The sequence below is a fragment of the Oceanobacillus halotolerans genome (genome assembly GCF_010993955.1).
Classification (GTDB): domain Bacteria; phylum Bacillota; class Bacilli; order Bacillales; family Amphibacillaceae; genus Oceanibacillus_A; species Oceanibacillus_A halotolerans.
The window spans coordinates 136482-157976 of the sequence record NZ_WIXL01000005.1 but is presented as its reverse complement, the minus strand read 5'-3'; the positions used below and the strand labels follow the sequence as shown (position 1 = coordinate 157976).

Annotated in this window: 21 protein-coding genes; 11 read left to right on the top strand and 10 right to left on the bottom strand. The window is 35.4% G+C overall.

Features of this window, described 5'->3' with window-relative positions; genetic code table 11:
• Nucleotides 1–21 precede the first annotated feature (21 nt).
• The gene (locus GHC26_RS08430) at nucleotides 22–1977 is read left to right on the top strand and encodes a GGDEF and EAL domain-containing protein (RefSeq protein ID WP_163970821.1); all 1956 of its coding nucleotides are present in this window, start codon (nucleotides 22–24) and stop codon (nucleotides 1975–1977) included.
• A 563-nt stretch (nucleotides 1978–2540) separates the two neighbouring features.
• Here the strand turns inward: GHC26_RS08430 and GHC26_RS08425 are convergent.
• The 3 genes from GHC26_RS08425 to lepB form a co-directional block, all read right to left on the bottom strand.
• Nucleotides 2541–3680 carry a S1C family serine protease gene (locus tag GHC26_RS08425; protein WP_163970820.1) on the bottom strand — a complete coding sequence of 380 codons (1140 nt, stop codon included), beginning with the start codon at nucleotides 3678–3680 and terminating at the stop codon, nucleotides 2541–2543.
• Nucleotides 3681–3714: 34 nt separating this feature from the next.
• Nucleotides 3715–4875, bottom strand: a complete 1161-nt coding sequence (locus GHC26_RS08420; RefSeq protein ID WP_163970819.1) for a zinc ribbon domain-containing protein — start codon at nucleotides 4873–4875, stop codon at nucleotides 3715–3717.
• Nucleotides 4876–5443: 568 nt separating this feature from the next.
• Nucleotides 5444–5971 carry a signal peptidase I gene (gene lepB, locus GHC26_RS08415; RefSeq protein WP_404821773.1) on the bottom strand — a complete coding sequence of 176 codons (528 nt, stop codon included), beginning with the start codon at nucleotides 5969–5971 and terminating at the stop codon, nucleotides 5444–5446.
• Between the two features lie 260 nt (nucleotides 5972–6231).
• Here lepB and GHC26_RS08410 point away from each other — a divergent pair, with 260 nt between their 5' ends.
• A complete protein-coding gene (locus GHC26_RS08410; RefSeq protein WP_163970818.1) occupies nucleotides 6232–6420 on the top strand; it encodes an aspartyl-phosphate phosphatase Spo0E family protein in 189 nt (62 codons plus the stop codon).
• A gap of 8 nt (nucleotides 6421–6428) precedes the next feature.
• On the opposite strand, the gene GHC26_RS08405 is transcribed toward GHC26_RS08410, so the two are convergent.
• Nucleotides 6429–7586 carry an aminotransferase A gene (locus GHC26_RS08405; RefSeq protein ID WP_163970817.1) on the bottom strand — a complete coding sequence of 386 codons (1158 nt, stop codon included), beginning with the start codon at nucleotides 7584–7586 and terminating at the stop codon, nucleotides 6429–6431.
• A gap of 646 nt (nucleotides 7587–8232) precedes the next feature.
• Here GHC26_RS08405 and GHC26_RS08400 point away from each other — a divergent pair.
• Complete coding sequence (locus GHC26_RS08400) at nucleotides 8233–8385, top strand: FbpB family small basic protein (protein ID WP_163970816.1); 153 nt, start codon at nucleotides 8233–8235, stop codon at nucleotides 8383–8385.
• Between the two features lie 93 nt (nucleotides 8386–8478).
• On the opposite strand, the gene ric is transcribed toward GHC26_RS08400, so the two are convergent.
• Both ric and GHC26_RS08390 read right to left on the bottom strand, forming a co-directional pair.
• The gene (gene ric / locus GHC26_RS08395) at nucleotides 8479–9183 is read right to left on the bottom strand and encodes an iron-sulfur cluster repair di-iron protein (RefSeq protein WP_163970815.1); all 705 of its coding nucleotides are present in this window, start codon (nucleotides 9181–9183) and stop codon (nucleotides 8479–8481) included.
• Between the two features lie 84 nt (nucleotides 9184–9267).
• Nucleotides 9268–10188, bottom strand: a complete 921-nt coding sequence (locus GHC26_RS08390) for a DMT family transporter (protein WP_404821772.1) — start codon at nucleotides 10186–10188, stop codon at nucleotides 9268–9270.
• A 65-nt stretch (nucleotides 10189–10253) separates the two neighbouring features.
• On the opposite strand from GHC26_RS08390, the gene GHC26_RS08385 reads away from it, so the two are divergent.
• A complete protein-coding gene (locus tag GHC26_RS08385) occupies nucleotides 10254–10667 on the top strand; it encodes a hypothetical protein (RefSeq protein ID WP_163970814.1) in 414 nt (137 codons plus the stop codon).
• Between the two features lie 326 nt (nucleotides 10668–10993).
• Here GHC26_RS08385 and GHC26_RS08380 read toward each other — a convergent pair whose 3' ends face one another.
• The 4 genes from GHC26_RS08380 to GHC26_RS08360 form a co-directional block, all read right to left on the bottom strand.
• Entirely contained in the window at nucleotides 10994–11473 is a 480-nt protein-coding gene (locus GHC26_RS08380; protein ID WP_205599207.1) for a YkyB family protein, read from the bottom strand.
• A gap of 490 nt (nucleotides 11474–11963) precedes the next feature.
• Nucleotides 11964–12818, bottom strand: coding sequence for a metallophosphoesterase (locus GHC26_RS08375; RefSeq protein WP_163970813.1), 855 nt, complete (start codon nucleotides 12816–12818; stop codon nucleotides 11964–11966).
• Nucleotides 12819–13255: 437 nt separating this feature from the next.
• Nucleotides 13256–14146 carry a cation diffusion facilitator family transporter gene (locus tag GHC26_RS08365; RefSeq protein ID WP_163970812.1) on the bottom strand — a complete coding sequence of 297 codons (891 nt, stop codon included), beginning with the start codon at nucleotides 14144–14146 and terminating at the stop codon, nucleotides 13256–13258.
• A gap of 10 nt (nucleotides 14147–14156) precedes the next feature.
• The gene (locus tag GHC26_RS08360; RefSeq protein WP_163970811.1) at nucleotides 14157–14459 is read right to left on the bottom strand and encodes an ArsR/SmtB family transcription factor; all 303 of its coding nucleotides are present in this window, start codon (nucleotides 14457–14459) and stop codon (nucleotides 14157–14159) included.
• Nucleotides 14460–14715: 256 nt separating this feature from the next.
• Here GHC26_RS08360 and cbpB point away from each other — a divergent pair, with 256 nt between their 5' ends.
• The 7 genes from cbpB to GHC26_RS08325 all read left to right on the top strand — a co-directional run bounded on the left by cbpB (nucleotide 14716) and on the right by GHC26_RS08325 (nucleotide 21401).
• The gene (gene cbpB / locus GHC26_RS08355) at nucleotides 14716–15162 is read left to right on the top strand and encodes a cyclic-di-AMP-binding protein CbpB (protein WP_163970810.1); all 447 of its coding nucleotides are present in this window, start codon (nucleotides 14716–14718) and stop codon (nucleotides 15160–15162) included.
• Nucleotides 15163–15440: 278 nt separating this feature from the next.
• Entirely contained in the window at nucleotides 15441–16160 is a 720-nt protein-coding gene (gene dapD, locus GHC26_RS08350; RefSeq protein WP_163970809.1) for a 2,3,4,5-tetrahydropyridine-2,6-dicarboxylate N-acetyltransferase, read from the top strand.
• Nucleotides 16161–16172: 12 nt separating this feature from the next.
• Nucleotides 16173–17297, top strand: a complete 1125-nt coding sequence (locus tag GHC26_RS08345; protein ID WP_163970808.1) for an N-acetyldiaminopimelate deacetylase — start codon at nucleotides 16173–16175, stop codon at nucleotides 17295–17297.
• A 74-nt stretch (nucleotides 17298–17371) separates the two neighbouring features.
• Nucleotides 17372–17614: a YkuS family protein gene (locus GHC26_RS08340; protein ID WP_163970807.1), complete on the top strand. Its 243-nt coding sequence runs from the start codon at nucleotides 17372–17374 to the stop codon at nucleotides 17612–17614.
• Nucleotides 17615–18175: 561 nt separating this feature from the next.
• Nucleotides 18176–18718, top strand: coding sequence for a peroxiredoxin (locus GHC26_RS08335; RefSeq protein ID WP_163970806.1), 543 nt, complete (start codon nucleotides 18176–18178; stop codon nucleotides 18716–18718).
• A 111-nt stretch (nucleotides 18719–18829) separates the two neighbouring features.
• Complete coding sequence (locus tag GHC26_RS08330) at nucleotides 18830–19282, top strand: TlpA family protein disulfide reductase (protein WP_163970805.1); 453 nt, start codon at nucleotides 18830–18832, stop codon at nucleotides 19280–19282.
• Nucleotides 19283–19649: 367 nt separating this feature from the next.
• Nucleotides 19650–21401, top strand: coding sequence for an ABC transporter ATP-binding protein (locus GHC26_RS08325; protein ID WP_163970804.1), 1752 nt, complete (start codon nucleotides 19650–19652; stop codon nucleotides 21399–21401).
• Nucleotides 21402–21495: the final 94 nt, after the last annotated feature.

The window sequence follows — 21495 nt, the reverse complement described above, 5'->3', positions numbered from 1 at the left end:
TTTTTTGGAGGAGGGGAGTCCATGTCACATAAGTATGAGGATCCAATACACCAACGTGTACTACCATACTTAAATGATGCGATCCTTTTTGTCCACCGAGATGGTACGATCATGAATGGAAATAAACCTGCTTATTTTTTGTTGCAACTAGAGAACATGACGCAAATGGATATTACAGATTATCTAGATTTTGCTTTGCTAAAGGATAAGGATGATACCCATTTATTAATGGAACTTAAAAATGATAAAGAGCGGATCATGGAAGTGAAATCGATTCGTCTAGCAAATGATATGTATTGTCTAATTATAAGTGAATTATCTTTACAAAATAAGACAAGTGAAATAAAAAAATACATTAGTCATTTTGTGAGGGGCAGTACAGAAGGCACGGTTTTATATAATGAGGAAAAAATTATCGATTGTGATACAACATTCGCTACTTTGTTTGGGTATGATCGCTCAGAGGTCCAACAGATGAAGATAGAACAACTGATTGATCATCATAGTAGAGATCAACTTAAAAGGATGCACTTAGATCCAACAAAACCCTATGAATTAACTGGAGTCAAAAAAGATGGTACACCATTCTATATTGAAATAATCGAACATCCTTATAATGATCATGGGACCATTATTCGGGCTGCGGTTTTCAAAGATATTACAGAACAAATTGAAAATGAAAAGCGTATTGAGTATATGGCCTACTATGATGAATTAACAGATTTACCCAATCGAAATTATTTTCAAAAGGTACTAAAAGAGGCAATCAAACAAGCTGAAAAAGATAATGAAAAATTAGCTGTGTATTTTATTGATTTGGATTACTTTAAGGAAATTAATGATACGCTAGGTTATCAATTTGGTGACAGGTTACTACAAGCCTGTGGGGAAAGGATGAAGTCTTTTCTTGAAACAGATACGTTTATCGCACGGATGAGTGGTGATGAGTTTTTAATCTTACACCGAAACACAAGAGATCCAAAAGCAGCAAAAGAACTAGCAAAGCTTTTAATTAAATCATTTGAAAAACCGATAAAAATTGATGATTATGAAGTATATACATCGGTTAGTATTGGAATAAGCCTTTATCCAGAGAATGGAAAAACACCAAATGATTTAATTAAACACGCAGATTCCGCTATGTATGTTATTAAAGAAAAGCATCGAAATCATTATAATTTATTTGAATCATCCATTTCTGATAATTTTAAAACCATGCTAACAATGGAAAGTGAATTACGACAGGCGATAAAAAAAGAGCAATTTGAATTACATTATCAACCGCAAAAAAATTTACATACAGGAAAAGTGATTGGATTAGAGGCTTTGTTACGATGGAATCACCCTGTAAAAGGATACATTCCGCCAGATCAGTTTATTTCGTTAGCAGAAAAAACAGGCTTGATTATCGAGTTAGGTGACTGGGTAATACAAGAGGCATGCAAACAAAATAAAGCATGGCAAGACCAGGGATATGAGCCTGTTATCGTTAGTGTTAATTTATCAGCAAAACAATTTAACCAGCGATCTCTTGTAGAAAAAGTCGAAAGAGTGTTGATGACAACAGGATTACCTGCCAACTATTTAGAGTTAGAAATAACAGAGAGTATGGCGATGGCGAATGAGGAATATATTCTAAGTACCTTAGATCGCCTACGAAAACTTGGGGTACTTGTTTCCATTGATGATTTTGGTACAGGTTATTCTTCATTTAAATACTTAAGTATGTTTCCTATTACAAAATTAAAAATCGATAAAATGTTTATGGATGAAAATCAAAAGCAAAATCAAGCAATTGTAAAGTCGATCATCCATATGTCCCATTCGTTAGACATGAAGGTGATTGCAGAAGGAGTCGAAACAAAAGATCAATTGGCATTTTTAGAACAAGAAAAGTGTGATGAAATGCAAGGATACTTTTTTAGTAAACCACTACCACCAGAAGAATTAACAGAGCTATTACCAAGTACTTCATAAATTTTAGTTTTCTATTTAGTTTTTTCCTGTATGGGAAGTAGAGACTTAAGGTAGATACTTAGCTGAAGTATTAGTTTAAGTGCGTGTTCAAAAAGGAGGATAAAAAGGACCGAGAAGTTCGAGGCGGCGAAGCCTTGAGCAGCGGAGCGTATGCAATTAATACGTGAGCACAAGGAATGCTCACTAGAATCTACATCGCACGCAGGAAAAGTGTCATTCTTTTCCAAGGAGCTAAAAAAGCAAGCCAACGAAGAAATTAGATGTGTCATTTTTACCGGACTTTTTGAACATCCTCTTTAAAATAACCAAACAACGATAAGCGTTGTTTGGTTATTTTCATAAAGACAAACTCATTCAGTGGGGTTTTCTTTCATCCCCCACTGAATGTTAGTTGAACTTATCAGGACTTTACTGGCAGTTCATCCCCCACTTACACTTCTTTGAATGTTGATGTCTTGAAATGGGGGTTTTACTGCCAGTTATGACGTGATAACTAGTGAGGGAGAGGATGACTAAGAACGCCACGTACACTAGTAATACATACTGTGCGTCCGAATGGCCGATTATTCCTCTTCATTGGATATGTTTAGTATTTTGAGTTGGTCGTTTTCATAACCAAGTGTAAAATAATAAGAGATATTAGTCACATTATTTTCTTCTTCGTTAGGTAATTTTTCTTCCATTGTAACGGTTGTCGATACAGATGCTTGTTTATCTTCTGTTATTTCCATTGTAGGTTCGTCATATTCAATGTTAATCGTATGAATATACCCCTCACGAAAATCGGCATAGGAATGTTGACCTTGTATTTCACTACCTAAGAGTGCATAGGCACCTACATAGTCTCTGATAGAAATACTTTCAAAGAAATAATCTATGATATATGCTGCATCTTCCTCTAATTGCTCTGAATTTATTTTATCCACAATATCAGATGTACTAGCAAATTCTAGTTGATCATTTTGTGTTTCATTAGACCATTGTTCAATTTGGTCAATAACCTCATCGATCGGTATACTAAAACCAAGTGTTCCATCATTTGTTCCAACCGAATTGATCCCAACTACTTTTCCCGTCTCTCTTTTAATTAAAGGTCCGCCACTATTTCCTTCCGTAATTTGTGCTGAAATTTGATAAACATTATTATAATCAAACCCATCCACGGAAAAATTCCGCTCTGTTCCAGAAATGATGCCTAACGTTACTGTATTTTGGAAACCGTGTGGACTTCCGAGAGCAATAACCTCATCACTAATCTCTGCTTTAGTCTCTTTTTCTACTTCTAGTGGTGTTTGGCCAGCTAGCTGTGGTACTCGAATAACAGCAATATCCGTTTTGTCTCCCATTCCAACAACTGCAGCTGGGTAAACTCGTGCATTTGATGTCCGTACATATATAATATCGGCATTTTTCACAACATGTGCATTTGTTATAATATCTCCGCGATCATTATATAAAAAACCTGAGCCGGCGGTGGAATGTTGATCTTGTTGACCTTCAATTAACATTACATTTTTTTCTGCTTCATGAATAATTGTTTTTAAATCAAGCCCATCTGAATTACTTTCTACTTCGTGAATGACATCACTATCTGTTGTGATACTTGTGTTTTTCCAATCATAGTAGATAGCTATACCTATACTGACACCGATGATTACGAGAATACTAGATACGATAATTGGTGCATACATTTTCTTGTGCATCCTGTTCACTCCATTAGTCTATAATGCATAAATGTTACTCTACATACCATTTCATTTTATCCACTTCAACCCTATAATCATTTCCGTCATTATCTATATCATAATGAGTGAACTCAAACTTTCCTGATTCATTTGGATATAATTTGTCTGGAAATACATATACTTCATTTGATAAAAGTTCTGTTTCCTCTTTCGTCAAAATAGTATATTCTACTAATATAGAATTGATGGGAACTGTTGCGACACTTTCCACTTCCCCTTTGACAACAATATTATTTTCATCATCTGTTTCGACTTGAAGGGAAGTAACTTCTAACGCATTCGTTTCGTTCAACTGTTGCTCCTCAGTGGCAGTGTTGATCGCTTGTTCGATCCGTTCTTGTTGAGTCGTTTCAAAGGCTACCTTTTCCTTTTCGATGGTTGTTTTCAAACTCTGTAACTTTTCTGAGTTTGGAGCGTATTTCAATCCATCTTCAACAAGAATCAACGCATCGGAAAAATGGTTATGGTTTAATTGCTCACTTGCTCTTGTAAAGGTAAAATCCACGATCTTGCTGCGAATGTTTTCTGCAATCTTTGCAGCTTCTTCATTATTGATAGATTCTGCTTCCCAAAGTAAGATTTTTAAGTCATCAATACTTGGAGAACCTTCCATGATGTCATGTAACTGGCTTATTTGAATTTCATGACGTGTTTGCATGATTTTATTAATTAATTCTGTAACCCCAGTTCCATTAAAATCACTTATGTCCTGTTCCGCCTCTTGTATAAGACGTAATGCTTCTTGGAAGCTTTTCTTATCAGATAATTGTAATGCTTCTTCCACTTTAGCATCTACTTGACTTGCTTTTTTTAGAAATGATAAGGCAATAGTTGCTTGAGAAAATGAGCCCTTATAATCTAAGGCATTTTCAAAAGCTTCCTGTGCTGTATCATAATCCCCATCAAGAATGTGCTCCTCGCCTTGTTTATAAAGGGTTTTAGCCTGTGTTGTGTGGCTTTGTAAGAATAAATAATAGGTACCAATTGCAATCGTCGTTAATAGCATTACACCAACTGGAATTAGCCAATACTTATTAACATTTTTTTGGGGTCCAATTCGACTTTTTATATCTTTTGGCAATGCTTTCCCACATTTAATACAAAATAATTCATCTTCTTTTACTTTTGTTCCACAATAAGGGCAATGAGGCATAATGATTTCCAACTTTCATCTATAGAGATGTATATTTTTATTTTAACGTAGTTTGAAATAGGGTAAAACCTTATTAGCTAAAGTTTTTCTTTATTTTCGCTAGGGAAATTGGTATGATAAAGTAGGGTAGAATTAATAGTGAATAATGGTTTACATAGAGACTTTGAAGGGGGTGCTCTCGAAATGGAAATGTGGGAAGTACTTTTAGGGGTTGTTAGCATAGGAATCATCGCGCTAAATATTGGTTACTTGATTTTTGACCATGAATAAGGAACAAGAGCTAGAAGCGCTCTTACAGGCTAAGAACGCCACGTCAATCGCAATGCCTGAACTAGGAACATCCTATCCGTCGTAGCTGGACGTGGCTGTTCCTGTTGTTCAGTCATCCACAGTTCTAATATTTTGACGATTAGAAAAAATTGTATTCGCTCGTCCCTTAGCGAATGTGTGTTAGTTTTTCTTATACTTAGGACATTAAAATATTAGCAACGTCGATTCTACTTCATAGCTAAAATTTTATACTTTCCTAACGTGTAAAAAAGGGACAGACAACTATAGGGTCTGCCCCTTATCTTGTAATACCCCATTGATCAAAAGGAAAAAAGATAAATTCAGATCTTCCGATAATATCATCTTCTTCAATCAACCCAAGCCCATTTCGGCTATCCTTGCTAATCGCACGATTATCTCCCATTACGAAATAATTACCTTCAGGAATTTGAATAGGACCAAAATTCCCAGTTCGAAATTGAGCCTTTTCATTAATAAAGTGTTGCTGGTATTTTTCTCCATTTATATATAACAAATGGTCTTCCATCTTGATAGTTTCCCCAGGTAATGCGATGACTCGTTTTACATAATTTTTAGTTGGCCGTTGTATGATAACAATATCACCGCGTTCAGGTTCCCCTACTAAATAGACAAATTTATTAAATACAACACGTTCTCCGTTCTCTAGTGTTGGATTCATACTTTCGCCTTCCACAATTGATGTTGCGAATACAAATGACCGTAGTAAAAAGGCAACAAAAACGGCAATTAATATTGCTTTTGCCCATTCCACCCATTCATTTTTACTTCGATTGGTTTCTGTCAACGAAGACATCCTTTCTAGCATTGATATAACTGTAGAGTACGAAAGCTAATCCGTACGTTGATTATCATCGCTAAGTTTAGCAACGTATATTCACTCTTTAGTACCTTATTATATAGTAGCACAGGAAATATGTTTTTGTAATTCCTATGTATACTATCCATTATTATGATCCATTTCTTCATTGATCTGTGAAGAAACTTGTCAATAACTAAAGCCTTATGCTAGTGTAAATATACATACTAAAGGAGGTACAATCAACCATGAATACCTGCCATATGGTACTTGAAGAAATTGAACAGTTACGGAAAAAAATGTCACAAACTGCGCTAGAAAAAGGGGCGACTAGCTGTGAGTCTGTAACGCAAAGTCAAGAGTTGGACAACCTATTAAATTTATATGATAAGTTAAGAAATAAAAATTCGAATGATGATAACTCATCATCTAAATAAACCCCACATTATCTTTTTATTCTTAAGTATACCTCTAATCGATTTAATCCTTCTTCAATGGTATTCATATCATATGCATAAGAAAGCCGCATATAACCTTCGCCTAGAGGTGAAAAAGCATCACCTGGAACAAGAGCAACCTTTCCTTTTCGAACCAAATCAATTCCTAATTCGAAGGAAGATAGTCCATTAACCGATAATTTAGGGAAAAAATAAAATGCACCAGCAGGCTTGATGACATCAAGTCCCATTTTTTGTAAACGATTATATACATAATCTCGACGTTTTCGGTAGGTATCCCGCATCTCAATAGCATCTTCATGTCCATTGGCAATTGCTTCTAATGCTGCATGCTGACTAATTGATGAAGCGCATGAAACATTATATTGATGTACTTTTAGCATATGTTTAGTTAGCCATGCTGGAGCTAGCGTATACCCAATCCGGAAACCTGTCATGGCATGAGATTTTGATACTCCACTTATGACGATGGTTTTATCTCGTACCTCTGAAAAACTAGCAATTGAGGTGTGTACCTGGTCGTAAACAAGCGTGTGATAGATTTCATCTGCTAAAATAAAAATTTCTTTTTCTTTTATGAGATCTACCAATTCATGTAATTCTTGTTTCGTATAAGATACTCCTGTTGGATTCGATGGATAGGGGAGAACCACACATTTTGTTTTTCTGGTAATATGACGCTGTAAATTTTCCTTTGTCAATTTGAAACCATCATTAGTCGTATCAGCGAATATCACTTTTGCACCAGCCATCGTGATTAATGGCTCATAACCTGGATAAATTGGTGCTGGTAGAATCACTTCATCACCTGGATTTAAGATGGTACGAAATGTAATGTCGATTGCTTGTGAAGCTCCAGTTGTTACAATGATCTCATTATCTGGGTTGTATGTAATTTGATGATGCATTTCGTTATATTGTGCAATGGCCTTTCGTAATTCGATTAACCCTGCATTATTTGTGTAGGTTGTCTGGTTTTGATCAAGTGCTTTTTTTCCTGCTTGTTTTATATGTTGCGGTGTTTGAAAATCTGGTTGCCCGATCGTTAAGGATGTCACATCTTCAACATCTGCAACCATATTGAAAAATTTCCGGATTCCTGAGATTTCGATTGTTTGAACCGATTTATTTAGTAGATGCTGCAATTTATTTCCCTCCAACTTCTTTCTTGTAGTAAAAGGCTTGTTTCTAAAAGATTGTTGTTTTTTAAGTATAAATTTTAATGAATAATTGATGTATTATGCGCAATAAATGCTCCGTTAATTTCCGCTCCGGACAGTCGCTTTCACCACGGGCATAAGTGCAACATCTGTTCAAACTATTCGTTTTCACAGTGTCTTCTTTGCCATGGACACGGCCTCAGCCTCCTCGGAAGAAAACCACTTCCTGTGGGGTCTTCGGACACGTGCTTTTCCTGCAGGAGACGATTGTCCTACGCTCCAATCAATCATCGTATTAATAACAACAATGATAAAAAGTAGAATAGCACAAAACTAGCGGAGGAAATACACGAAGACTCCTGCGGGAGGCTCACCAGCCGCCCGCGGAAAGCGAAGTGTATTTCCGTAGCTGTAATTATAGATAAACATTTACGACGCATAATATATATGTTGCGACGTTAAAAACAACAAAGAATACAAAAAGCGCCTAATAAAAAGTTTACCATGTAATGAAGGAAAAAGAAAAAGTTGACGTATTATATTTGTTAAAAAATGTTCAAATAATTATGATTTATTGTGTAAATTTTTGGGTATAATAGATATTGAAAAAGAAATAAAGGAGTGTATAAGGATGCGCCAAAAGTTTCAAACATTCGAAGATCTCGTTAATGAAAATAAAGAACAATTATTACAAGATGAACACCAATTAGATAAAATTGAACTACGAATCGAGAAAAGACAAACAGAACAACAAGTAACTGATAGTAAAGAATGGACACACTAAAGATAGAATAAGTCTAAAATGAATAATGGTTAGATATGAAAAGGAGAGGCTTTATTAGCCTCTCCTTTTTGCAGGGATATGTTTTTGATTTTTTTAGTTTGCTTCTTGTAATCGTTTGAACAATATATTATTTTCTAAATGTACATGTTGGAAAGTATTTGATTCTAATTCAGCTAATCGAGCATAGGTGATTCGATAAGAGTTACATGCATCGGCTGGCGGTTCAAAATCATTTGTAATTTCTCGCATTTGTTTTAGAAGATCTCCTGCAGCGTCATGGTCATCTTCTAATCCACCATTAGCATCACTTATTTGTTGCAATAATTCAGCACTTGGGTTGTTTTCATATTCTTTAATTAAAGGAAATACATCATCTTCTTCTTTGATTAAATGCTCTTCCATATCCACTTTAAAATCGTGATAGAGACGGTGCAATTCTTTTAAATGTGGATGTTTAGATCCATGAACTCGGAAGATTTTAGTGACAAATTGACCTAATGGTACTAATTCTTCATTTAAAAATGCATGATGTGTGTGAACAATGTGATCAATGAGTTCACCATAAGGAACACGATCCCAATCTGTTATTTGATGGTCTTCTTGTTGCCATTTTTCATATGCTGTATTTAATTCGGATAAAACTTCTTCAGCATCCATATTCTTTTTCACGAACGTTTCTTCTAATGGCTTATCACCACCACAACAAAAGTCAATGCGACGTTTTTTAAATAAATCACTTGCTTTCGGAAAGACTTTTACAATATCAGCTGGCTTATGCTCAGCAGTAAATGTGTTCATTTTGAGTACCTCCTTGGAATGACTATAGGTAAATGATAAAGCTTTTCAATTAAAGATGTCGTGATGGAAATCACTTTGTAAGCATTAATTTGCTAATTTTTGTGGTTTTGGAGTCGAATACGCTTGAATTAATATGACTGCCCCTATAATACAAGCCATTCCAATCATTTGTATGAAGGTAAATGTCTCTTGAAATATAAATATACCAATTAGGGTCGCAACAACTGGTTCAATCGTTGTTAATATGGATGCTTTTGATGCTTCTGTTTGATTTAAGCCGATGGTATAGATGATGTAAGCGAATGCTGTTGGTAAGAAGCCTAAACCAAAGGCATAAAAAAGCACCATTGGATCAAGTAACAAATGAAACTTTTCTTCATAAGGAAAAAACGGAAGTAAAGAAATACTGGCTACAATAAAGGTAAAGGTTGTAATTCCTAAGCTGGAATATTTGGTTAAAGCGAATTTACTAAAGATACTATATAACGCATATCCAATACCAGAACCCAATCCAAACAGAATACTACCAATTTGGATAGACTCTAAATTGAAGGGTATTAACCCTACTACAAAAGCCGTACCAATTAATGTTATAAGGAGAGCAAGTACCTTGATTCTCGTTAGAGGCTCCTTAAATAAAAAGAATGAAAACAATGTTACAAATGCGGGTGCAGTGTATAATAATGCAGTTGCAACAGGTATCGTTGATAAGTCAATTGCTGTGAATAAACAGTAATTGAAAAAGATAATGCTTACTATTCCTGTACCTATAAAATATTTCAGGTCACTAAATTGATGTAGCTTTAATGTTTTTGGTGATGTCATCAAGACAAACGCGACCATTAAAATGGCAGTGGACCATGCGCGTAAGGTAACAACCTCCATTGGTGTAAACCCATAAGCATATAAATGCTTTACATACCAGCCAAGTGTTCCCCAAAGTGCCGCACCACTAATTATGTAGATAAATGGTTTATTTATTGGTAATCCCCCCTTACAATTCAATTAATGCGATTATATCAAATAATAGGGCTGATTTGGGAAGGCGAAGTATAGATTGATGGTTATTTGTGAAAAATGAAACTAAGGATAATAGATTACTATATAAAAAAGAAGTGATACAAATGATCGATTTATTTATTAATACATTTAATACAATTGAATGGTTCCATCTATCTAACTTAATTATGTTAGGGTTAAAAGAAGAACATATTATTTACATACTTATTTTTACAGTAGTATTACTCAGTTACATCGTTTTGCACCCATTGATTCATTTTTTTGTCATGACCCAATCTTCTAAAATGCTAAGTTATGTTTGTAGTAGCCTACTCATCTTAGTCCTTTTTTTGACAATTATATGGTTGGGAAATGAAAGAAGTGATGATCCAGTTCTATTTAAGATGGTCTTACAAACAATTGGACTATTTGGTTTTGCTTTAATCGTGATCAATGGGTTTAAACGGATGTTAAACAAACAATAATAGATTTAGTGTACAGCTACCATTGCAATAGATTGTTTTCTAAAAGCTTGCTGGTATCGATTCCTATTTTAAGTGAGTAGTCGAGTCCTGCTAAAAAATACTGCTAGTTCTATGTATGAAGCAGTTTTATCTCGGAGGAGGCTGAGGTGTTGTCTGCTAAAAAGCGCCTGACTGTGGCAGAATCGGGTGCAGCTGTTATGTCCCTATTAAAAAAGTGAACCCCCAACACATGACAACGTTTCCATGTTTGGGGATTCACTTTTTTTAAGGGAATACATCCTTATTGTCTATCGGTGTGAACGAATGCAACGTGATTTTCTCACAGCTTAGTAATGACGATGTTTTTTACTTGGGGGCCATTCCATTTTTCCTAATGATGAAGGGGTGAAATATGCTGAAGTATACTGTCTCCTTGGCTGTCTTTTTGGCTTCTTTGGTTGCCAATCTATGTAACGGTATACAATATTCTTTGCTTGTGACAAAGACATTTTCGTTTGGGGATTTCGATAATTTTGGTCGAGTGTCCCTAAATGTTTTAATTCTCGGAAATCTTCTTTAGATGGAGGGATATGAAAGTAATAGTTATCAACTTTTACTAGTAATGTAGAGTGTTGGTTACTCATTTTTGGATGATTTGAAAAGTGAAGTCCAATTTTTTTGGCATAATTTTGTTTTAATAGACGTGTAATGGCTTCTTTTTTAATGAAATAAAGATGTTGTGGCTCAGGGGCTGTTTTTGCATGTCTATTAATGGTATAAATTGCTTTTGCTATTGACCCTAATGATGGTTCTTGTTTTTGCTTCAACGCTGGATCCTCCTTTCAATTACTACTTATCTAATATCCTATCGTAAAGCCTGTCCTTTTTCAACATAAAAATGTTTGATCTGTAATGGAGAATAAATCAAATACTTTGCTATTATAATAAGGTCTATATGGATAATCCAGGATAGCCATAGGTGCAACTGGACTAGGGTGTAATACACCATATATAAACGGGCCAAATGCAAGCCCTGTTCAAAAAGGCAACACTGAAAAAACAACCACATCTTGATCATGCTGAAGATAAAGGGAATAGCTGTAGGTTTTATCATTCTATTGGTACATAGAATTATTCATGGAAACTCTCATGCAAATATAAGGGTCAAAGAATCCACTTTTTCAAGAACCACTTTTCTTATCAATAACGGAACGAGGACCCACCTATATTCTATTGATGAATCGTCATTCCGTTATTCCCTGCAAAACCTCTGTTTGGACGATGGTCGTGGACCCATCAAAAGAGGAGTATTTGTCGCTATTCATCATTCTCCAATGTGAAAAGATGAATTTCCGGTTTGCACAGAAAACGGTATGGTAACCTGGTTGTTCCAATACCCCTGCTAACAAAAAGATGAAGGTTGTTAGAGGTAAACGTATATTGTCCTTGGATATACTTTTCTGCAAAAACTGGTGTGTACAGGTGGCCAATAAATGGGAAGCGAATTTGCCCACCGTGGCTATGCCCTGATAATTGAATATCAATGGGATATTGTTTTGCAATATCAGCAAAATCTGGCTCGTGTGCTAATAACATGGTAAATTGATTCGTATCTATCTGCTCTAACGTTTTATCCAAGTCAGGATCCCCAAGAATAATGTCATCTACTCCCGCTAGTACAAATTGTTCATTATCACGTTTTATCTCTCTACTTTCATTTTGTAGGAGGGTAAAGCCTCCTTGATTCATTACATCTTTTAAAATGTTTGTACCATAACCACCGTGATCATGATTACCGTATACCCAGTATTTTCCATATGGAGCTTCTAATTGCTTTAATTCATGAATTAAATGGCTATTCCAATTATATCGATCTGGTTTATCGACTAAATCCCCAGTAAAAACAATCATGTCTGGAGATAGTTCATTTATCGTTTGTATAAGATCGGTAAATTGATCAATCGAATAATGGAAGCCCAAGTGGGTATCGGTAAATTGTACGATTTTAAACTGATGAAAAGCCTTTGGGATTTTCTTTGATCGAATTCGCTGATTATTTATTTCCAGTAAAGTAGGTTCAATATCTCGCGCATAGTAATAAGTACCACCACTTAACCCTGCTAATGTAAGAATGCTACCAAATACTCTTTTTAAAAATGTTCGTCGTTTCATCCCATTCGATCCTCTCCAGGAATTTTAGCATTACTTTTTATTATAGCATGGAATTTCATTTCACATCATATACAGATACGTTTTTTAACAGGAACTGAATTTTAACACTTATGTTATGGAAGGGAGAAGGTGAGAACTAAATGAAAGATAAAACAGTTGATGTTAATGCCATTGCACCTGGACCAATAGAGAGGACAGGTGGAAGTGAAACTTTTCCAATCAGAGGAAAGAATATAACGCACGATTGAGTATGTTCCTTTAAAACGCATAGGAAAGCCAGAAGAAATTTTGCGGAGTTTGCACAATTTCTTTTATCGGATAAAGCAAGTTACATGAATGGAGATGTAGTTACTATGGCTAGAGGATAATGGCTCAACCAATCACTATTCTAAAAGCAAGGGATAAAGGGATTGTAACGGTAATAGCCCCTAATTGTGTTAATTGCAATTGTCGCAATTTGTGTGTGGTCCTTCTATTTGTATTGTACAATGGCTAATTTGGAAGTTTTGTTTGATAGCGTTGATTGCTTTTTGTAATAAAAGGTCTCGATCTGTTTGTTTGTTTACCACTACATGACAACTCATTGCCGGGAATTCAGAAGTGATAGACCATACATGTAAATCATGAACATTTTCTACGCCATCAAGCTGTAATAATATCGTGTTTATTTCTGAGGTGTCAATGTGATGTGGTTTTCCTTCCATTAAGACATGGAGTGACTCTTTCGTAATGCGAATGGCTGATATGAAAATAAGAATCGCTACAACTACACTTGCGATGGGGTCTGCTATATTCCAATTAAACAGATAGATTAATACCCCTGCAACAATTGCACCTACTGAACCTAACAGGTCACCAAAGACATGTATTAGTGCACTTTTTATGTTCAAATTTTCCTTTGAATCTCCCCTCATTAATAAGAAGGCCACACCAATATTAATGAGTAAGCCGATAAAGGCAATGATCATCATACTAGCACTAACATTTGGTGGATCAACAAAACGGTGGAACGCTTCATAAAATATAAAGAGTGCAATTACGATTAACGTTAATCCATTAATAAATGCAGCAATAATTTCAAATCGTTTGTACCCGTAAGTTTTCATTTTGGTTGCTTTCTTTTCACCGATTTTAAACGCTAGTAAACTTAGGCCTAATGCTGCTGCATCACTAAGCATGTGGCCTGCGTCCGATAATAAGGCAAGACTATTTGTCAGATAACCTCCTATTGCTTCTACCATCATAAATACTGAAATAATAATAAAACTCCAAAATAAAACGCGTTTATTACTGGTGTGGTGGTGATGGTGGCCATGGTCATGTCCCATAAGAATCCTCCTAACTTGTATGTGTCGCGTGTTTCAATGTCTGTTCTAGTAATGTCATGACATGATCGTCATCAGGCGAATAGAAATACATTGTTTTGACACGACGTTTTTTTACAAGATGTAACTGTCTTAGATATGTTAATTGATGAGAAATGGTTGATTGCTTCATAGCTAAATGTGTTGCAATTTCCCCTACGGAACATTCTTTTTGAAGTAACAAATGAAGAATTTTAATCCGCGTAGGATCTGATAATGCCTTAAAAGTCTGAGCTGCTTTTTCGATGTATTCATCATCAGGCGGGGTATATGTCATTAATCATCACTCCTCTTACTATATGATCATATGCTCATATTATAAAACAAGTGATTCGATTTGACAAAAAAGGTGGTCTTTCGAAGGATGTTTCTTTTTCATGACTATGGTAAACTAATAAGCGGGGTAATTGGATAATGAAGGGTCGATACTCGTTGGGATAGAATAAATATGAAAAATGTAAGGGAAAACCTGGCAACTCCTTTTAACGTTTTACCATAAATAGATGTCAGTTTATAAAAGGAGAGAAATGTCTATGAGTACAATTCAAGATAAACAATTAACAGACATTACTGTGGAAGATATTATGATTAGCTCTGAGAAAGTTGCGCATGTCCAGTTGAATAATCCTTTAGAACATGCGCTATTAGTTTTAGTGAAATCTGGTTATTCAGCTGTCCCTGTATTAGATACGTCTTATAAATTAGTTGGAACAATCGGAAAGACGATGATTCTAAATGAGATTCTTGGAATAGAACGGTTTGAGATTGAAAAACTTTCAGAGAAGCGCGTATATGAAATTATGGATAAGGAAGTACCAAGGCTTTCTAAAGAAGATCAATTTATGGATGGATTAAAAATGACAATTAATTATCCTTTTGTTTGTGTCGCAGATGAGAAAGGTTATTTTGATGGAATTTTGACAAGACGCGCAATCCTTAAACAAATTAACAGGGATTATTATCAAAACAAGGCAAAATAGAATCGAATAGAGACTTTTTCGTTTCACGTTAGGAAAGCATAAAATTTTAGCGAAGAAGTGGACTCGACGTAGCTAAAATTTTTACGTCCCAAGTATAAGAAAAACTAACACCTTCGCTAAAAGACGAGCGAATGCGAGTTTTTCTAAACACCTTTGTCTATGACATAGGTGTTTTTGATGAGATTTAAAATGTCTTATATTTTTGATAACCTGATTGTTGCGCATGAAAATTCAATCTGCTAAAGTAAAAATTAATTACATATTAGGAGGAAATTGTTTTGAAAATGATGGATGCAAATGAAATTATAAGTTTTATTTCGAACAGTAAAAAGTCAACCCCAGTAAAAGTGTACATAAAAGGGGAAGGACTTCAAAAATTAAATGAAGAAAAAGAAATTCAAGCATTTGTAGAAGACAATAGTGGTGTATTATTTGGCGAATGGGATACTATTCAGTCATTATTAGAACGTCACAAAGAAATTATTTCAGATTATGTGGTTGAAAATGACCGTCGTAATTCAGCGATTCCATTACTTGATTTAAAAGGCATCAATGCACGTATTGAGCCAGGTGCAGTAATCCGCGATCAAGTTCAAATTGGAGATGGTTGTGTTATTATGATGGGTGCTATGATCAACATTGGTTCCGTTGTTGGAGAGGGCACGATGATTGATATGAATGCAGTTCTTGGTGGTCGTGCGACAGTAGGGAAAAACTGTCATATCGGTGCAGGGACAGTGCTTGCAGGTGTAGTTGAACCACCATCTGCAAAACCAGTTGTGATTGAAGATGATGTCGTTATTGGTGCTAATGTAGTTGTCTTAGAAGGTGTAACAATTGGAAAAGGCGCCATTGTCGCTGCGGGTGCAATCGTCACAAAAGATGTTGCACCAAACACATTAGTAGCTGGTACACCAGCAAAAGTACTTAAGGAAATTGACGAATCAACCAAATCTAAAACAGAGATTAAACAGGAATTACGTAAATTAAATGACTAAGTAGGGGTATAGATGGAATTTTCAACATTACAAACAATAAGAAGAGAATTGCATCAAATTCCGGAATTGGGTTTTCAAGAGGTGAAAACCCAATTCTATTTATTGGAAAAAATAAAAGAGATGCAAACAGATAATGTTTCAATTGAAACATGGAAAACAGGGATTCTTGTTCATGTACAAGGTAAAAAACCAACGAAGACAATTGGATTTCGTTGCGATATTGATGGATTACCAATGAAAGAAGAAACGGATTATGACTTCCAATCGGTACATGAAGGAAATATGCACGCTTGTGGACATGATTTCCATATGACAATTGCTCTAGGAGCACTCCAGAAGACAATCGATGAGCGGCCAAATGATCATGTGTTATTTATCTTCCAACCAGCAGAGGAAGGACCTGGTGGAGCATTGCCAATGTTAAAGGCAGATATATTTCAAAAGTGGAAACCTGATTGTATATTTGCACTCCACATTGCACCTGAAATGCCAGTTGGTACTGTTTCTAGTAAGCCTGGATTGTTATTTGCTAATACAAATGAGCTTTTCATTGATTTTAATGGGAAAGGTGGACATGCCGCATATCCTCACCTAACGAAGGATATGACAGTAGCTGCAAGTAATTTCATCGTACAAATGCAGCAAATTATTTCACGAAATATCGATCCGTTAGACAGTGCAGTTATAACCATAGGGAAAATGGAAAGTGGCTTTGTTCAAAATGTGATTGCGGAAACAGCTCGTCTTGAAGGAACAATCCGTACATTAAATGCAGATGCAATGAACTTAATAAAAACGAAACTAGAAAAGATGGCAAATGGTTTTGAAATAAGTAATGATTGTTCTGTTCATATTAATTATGGTGCACAATATTATCAAGTGTATAACGATAGAACCTATGTTGATCAATTTGCTAAAGTGATCCATGAAAATACTTCGATCACATATAAAGAAGCATCTACAGCCATGACTGGTGAAGATTTTGGATATATGCTGAAGGAAATCCCAGGTTTTATGTATTGGCTTGGCGTAGATTCTCCATATGGCTTGCACCATACAAAACTACAACCAAAAGAGAAGGCCCTCCTTGTTGGGGTAGACTCTGTATTGGAAACGATACAAATGCTTTCTGTTTAAGCTAAATTGAATATGATCTCCATTTTTGGAAAAGATACATACGAGACTTTTTCATGAACTAGGAGGTTAAACAGATGGCACGTATTGGTGTTGAAGAATCTTTAGCAGATGTTAAGAATGCACTAATGGAAATGGGACATGAAGTGGTGGATTTACGTTCAGAAGAGGATACAGCATATTGTGATTGTTGTGTTATCACTGGACAAGACAAGGATGTAATGGGTATGTCTACTACTAGCATGGCTGGACCTGTGATTAATGCACATGGCCATAATGCAGAAGAAGTGTGCCAAATGGTAGACAATAAATTAAGTTAAGGTGTGGAGTGCCTCGGTTAGACGAGGTGCTCTTTTTTTTGCCTTGATTATCGTACAAATATATTAGTGATAAGTTTCTTACTTGATAGTGGACGGGATTTATTTATAGCAAAAATAATAATACGAAAATATTATTGTACCTTGTACAAAATAAACCGAAATCGGAACTAAAATGAGCATTTTCTATTAACATTGCATCCTATATAATGTGTCGTAACTTGAAAATAGCGCTTTTTCCCACTTCGGAAATATACTTCGCTTTCACCAGGGGCATAAGTGCCCCTGGTGAAAGCGAGGTTCGGTTCGGAGCGGAAATCAATGGCACAATTTACAACGCATCATTTATCAACTGTGCATTAAGATTTATACTTAAATAGGCAACAATCTTTCAGAAAACAGTCTTCTAAATTAATTTCAGATAATGTTTAAACTACTCAATCCATGGTAATACTAGTTTTGTGACAGTTTCTTTAACTCTTTATATTTATTATTATTTGATATTGACTATTATTAAGATGGCCACCTATACTTACATTGAACAAAAAATAGGAGGAATTACATATGGTAGAAAGAATGGTGGGAAAACAAGCTCCTCGTTTTGAGATGGATGCCGTTATGCCAAATAAAGAATTTGGGAAAGTTAGTTTAGAAGAAATAATGAAAGAAGATAAATGGACAGTACTTTTCTTTTATCCAATGGACTTTACATTTGTATGTCCTACAGAGATTACTGCAATGAGCGACCGTTATGATGAGTTTGAAGATCTCGATGCAGAAGTGATTGGTGTCTCCACTGATACTATTCACACGCATAAGGCATGGATTAATACTTCTCGTGACGACAATGGTCTTGGAGATTTAGAATATCCATTAGCTGCTGATACTAATCATGCAGTTTCAAAAGAGTATGGCGTACTAATTGAAGATGAGGGTGTTGCATTGCGTGGATTATTTATTATTAATCCAGAAGGTGAATTACAGTATCAAACTGTTTTCCACAACAATATTGGCCGTGATGTAGATGAAACATTGCGTGTACTTCAAGCATTACAAACTGGTGGATTGTGTCCAGCAAACTGGAAGCCAGGACAAGAAACACTTTAAAACAATTTCGTATAAGATATAAGAGCTGACTAATGGAAAATAGCATTTCCTGTTTATTATGCAATAATTGTTGTTAAGTCAGCTCTTTTTTGTGATAGAGGAGGTTAGAAATTGAAATTAAGAGATCAAATGCCTGAATTAGAAGGTGCCACCGAATGGTACAATAGTAGTCCAATTGAAAAGGAGGACCTATTAGGTAATAAGCCAACCTTAATTCATTTTTGGTCTGTTAGCTGTGGGTTGTGTAAGGAAGCAATGCCAAAAGTAAATGAGTTTCGTGATGAGTACCAGGATGAATTAAATGTTATTGCTGTTCATATGCCTCGTTCTGAGAAAGACTTAGATCTTGATCAAGTGCAAGAAGTAGCGAATGAACACGACATTACACAACCTATATTTGTAGATAATGAACATAAGTTAACAGATGCTTTTGATAATAAATATGTCCCAGCCTATTATGTGTTTGATGAAGAAGGGAAATTAAGACACTTCCAAGCTGGTGGCGGCGGTATGAAAATGCTGCGCAAACGTGTAAATCGTGTATTAGGAAAACCAACAAAATAATAATCAAATTGTGTTCCTCCTTCTAGTAGAAGGGGGATTTTTTTGTAGATAGGAAAACTTCCCTCCTGCATAAGTGCAACTAAGGCTTTCGCCACTTGGCGACAAGCCAAGTTTTCTAATCGGGGGTGATAAAAAAACAACAAAGTATGCGAAAAGATCCTTCCTTTTTAAGTGTAATGAAATTCAAGGATAAAGGTATTTTCACTACGCCATTAGAAAGTATCTTTTAGGAAAAGAGCATTTGTTCATTAAGGAAATGGAGGTACAATAATTTTTATTTTTTAAGAAAATTTTGTAATATATATGGCAATTTTTTACGGAAACGGTTATATTAGTAATTATGAAATCACAAAAAGGAGGGGATCGATTGGATACATTTCAAAAGTTAAAAGAGTTTTATTGGCCATACCGAAAGTATTTTATATTCTCGCTAATTTTCTTGCTATTTGTAACGGCGATAACCGTTGTGTATCCGATTGTATTACAGCTAACGATTGACGAAGTGGTTTTAAAAGAACGGTATCCGTTAATACCCTATATAGCTATTCTGTTTTTTATCATGATGCTTGTAAAAGGTGTGGCAACCTATTTTCATCAATATCTAGGTGATTTATTTGGGGTTACATCGGTGTATACTTTACGAGAAGCACTGTACGATAAGCTTCAAGTATTGTCTTTTCGTTATTATGATAATGCCAAGACTGGTGACCTTATGTCTCGGTTAACTGCCGATGTTGAGGGATTTCGTTTTTTTCTTTCATTCGGTTTTGCGGAATTACTCCGAATTACCTTATTAATTTTGTTTAGTTTAGCTGTCATGTTCTATTATTCTATCCCACTTGCATTGGTAACGATGGCTGCAATGCCTTTTTTAGCTGTTGTTGTTTTTCAATTTGATAAGCGCGTCCACCCTGCTTTTCGAAAAATACGGAAATCGTTTGGGCATTTAAATACACGAGTTCAAGAAAATATTAGTGGTATGAATACGGTGAAGTCACTGTCTAGAGAAGATTTTGAGATTGGTCGTTTCTCTGACCGTAACAGACGCTATCGACAGTATTATTTAAATACAGCAAAAATTTGGTCCAGATATTTTCCGTTAATGGAGTTTATTGGAAATGTTTGTGCCGTTGCTCTACTTGCATTTGGTGGGTATTTAGTAATTAACAATAATCTTGGTCTAGGAGAATTAGTAGCCTTTTTTAGCTTGGTTTGGTATATTTTAGGACCCTTAATGAATTTAGGGTTTATTATTAATCAGTTTTCTCAAGCAAAAGCATCTGGTGAGCGATTATTAGAAATTTTAGAAGTGAAAGAGGATATTGTAGAAAGTGACCAAGCCATTGATGTGGCTATTAAGGGGCATGTTACATTTCGTAATGTTACCTTAACATATGTAGAAAATGATGATGCTGCATTAAAGCAAATTAATTTTGATGCTCCACCTGGTAAGGTGATTGGCTTAATTGGTGCAACTGGATCTGGAAAGACAAGTATAACACAGTTAATTACACGGTTTTATGAACCAGAAGATGGAGATGTACTTGTTGACGGGCGTCCTATTCAGGATTATACATTAACGTCACTACGGAAAAATATCGGATTCGTACTACAAGAACCATTTTTATTTTCCACGACGATCCGGCAGAATATTTCATATGGAAATCCTGAAGTATCAGAAGAAAGAATTAGAGATGCTGCGAAACGTGCACAAGCCCATGACTTTATCACGGAGATGCCAGATGGATACGATACTATGTTAGGTGAACGTGGAATGGGATTATCTGGTGGTCAGAAACAGCGAATAGCGATAGCGAGAGCAATTTGTATTGATCCAAGTATATTAGTTTTAGATGATGCTACCTCTGCTGTTGATATGGAAACCGAGTTTAACATACAAAAGGCATTGAAAGAAGTCATGAAAAATCGTACAACATTTATTATTGCTCATCGGATCTCATCTTTAAAGCATGCTGATGAAATTCTTGTATTAGAAGATGGGAAAATTGCTGAACGCGGTAACCATGACACCTTACTACAAAAAGGTGGTATTTACAAACGGATATATGATATACAATATCAAGATCGTGATGCAGTGATGAGTACAGCTACAATGTAAGAAAGGAGGCTTTTCATTGGCTAGACAAGTTACAAAAAAAGAAAAAAGTCCACATTTAAATCGGTTTTCTTATACGGTTGATCATGCGGTAGAA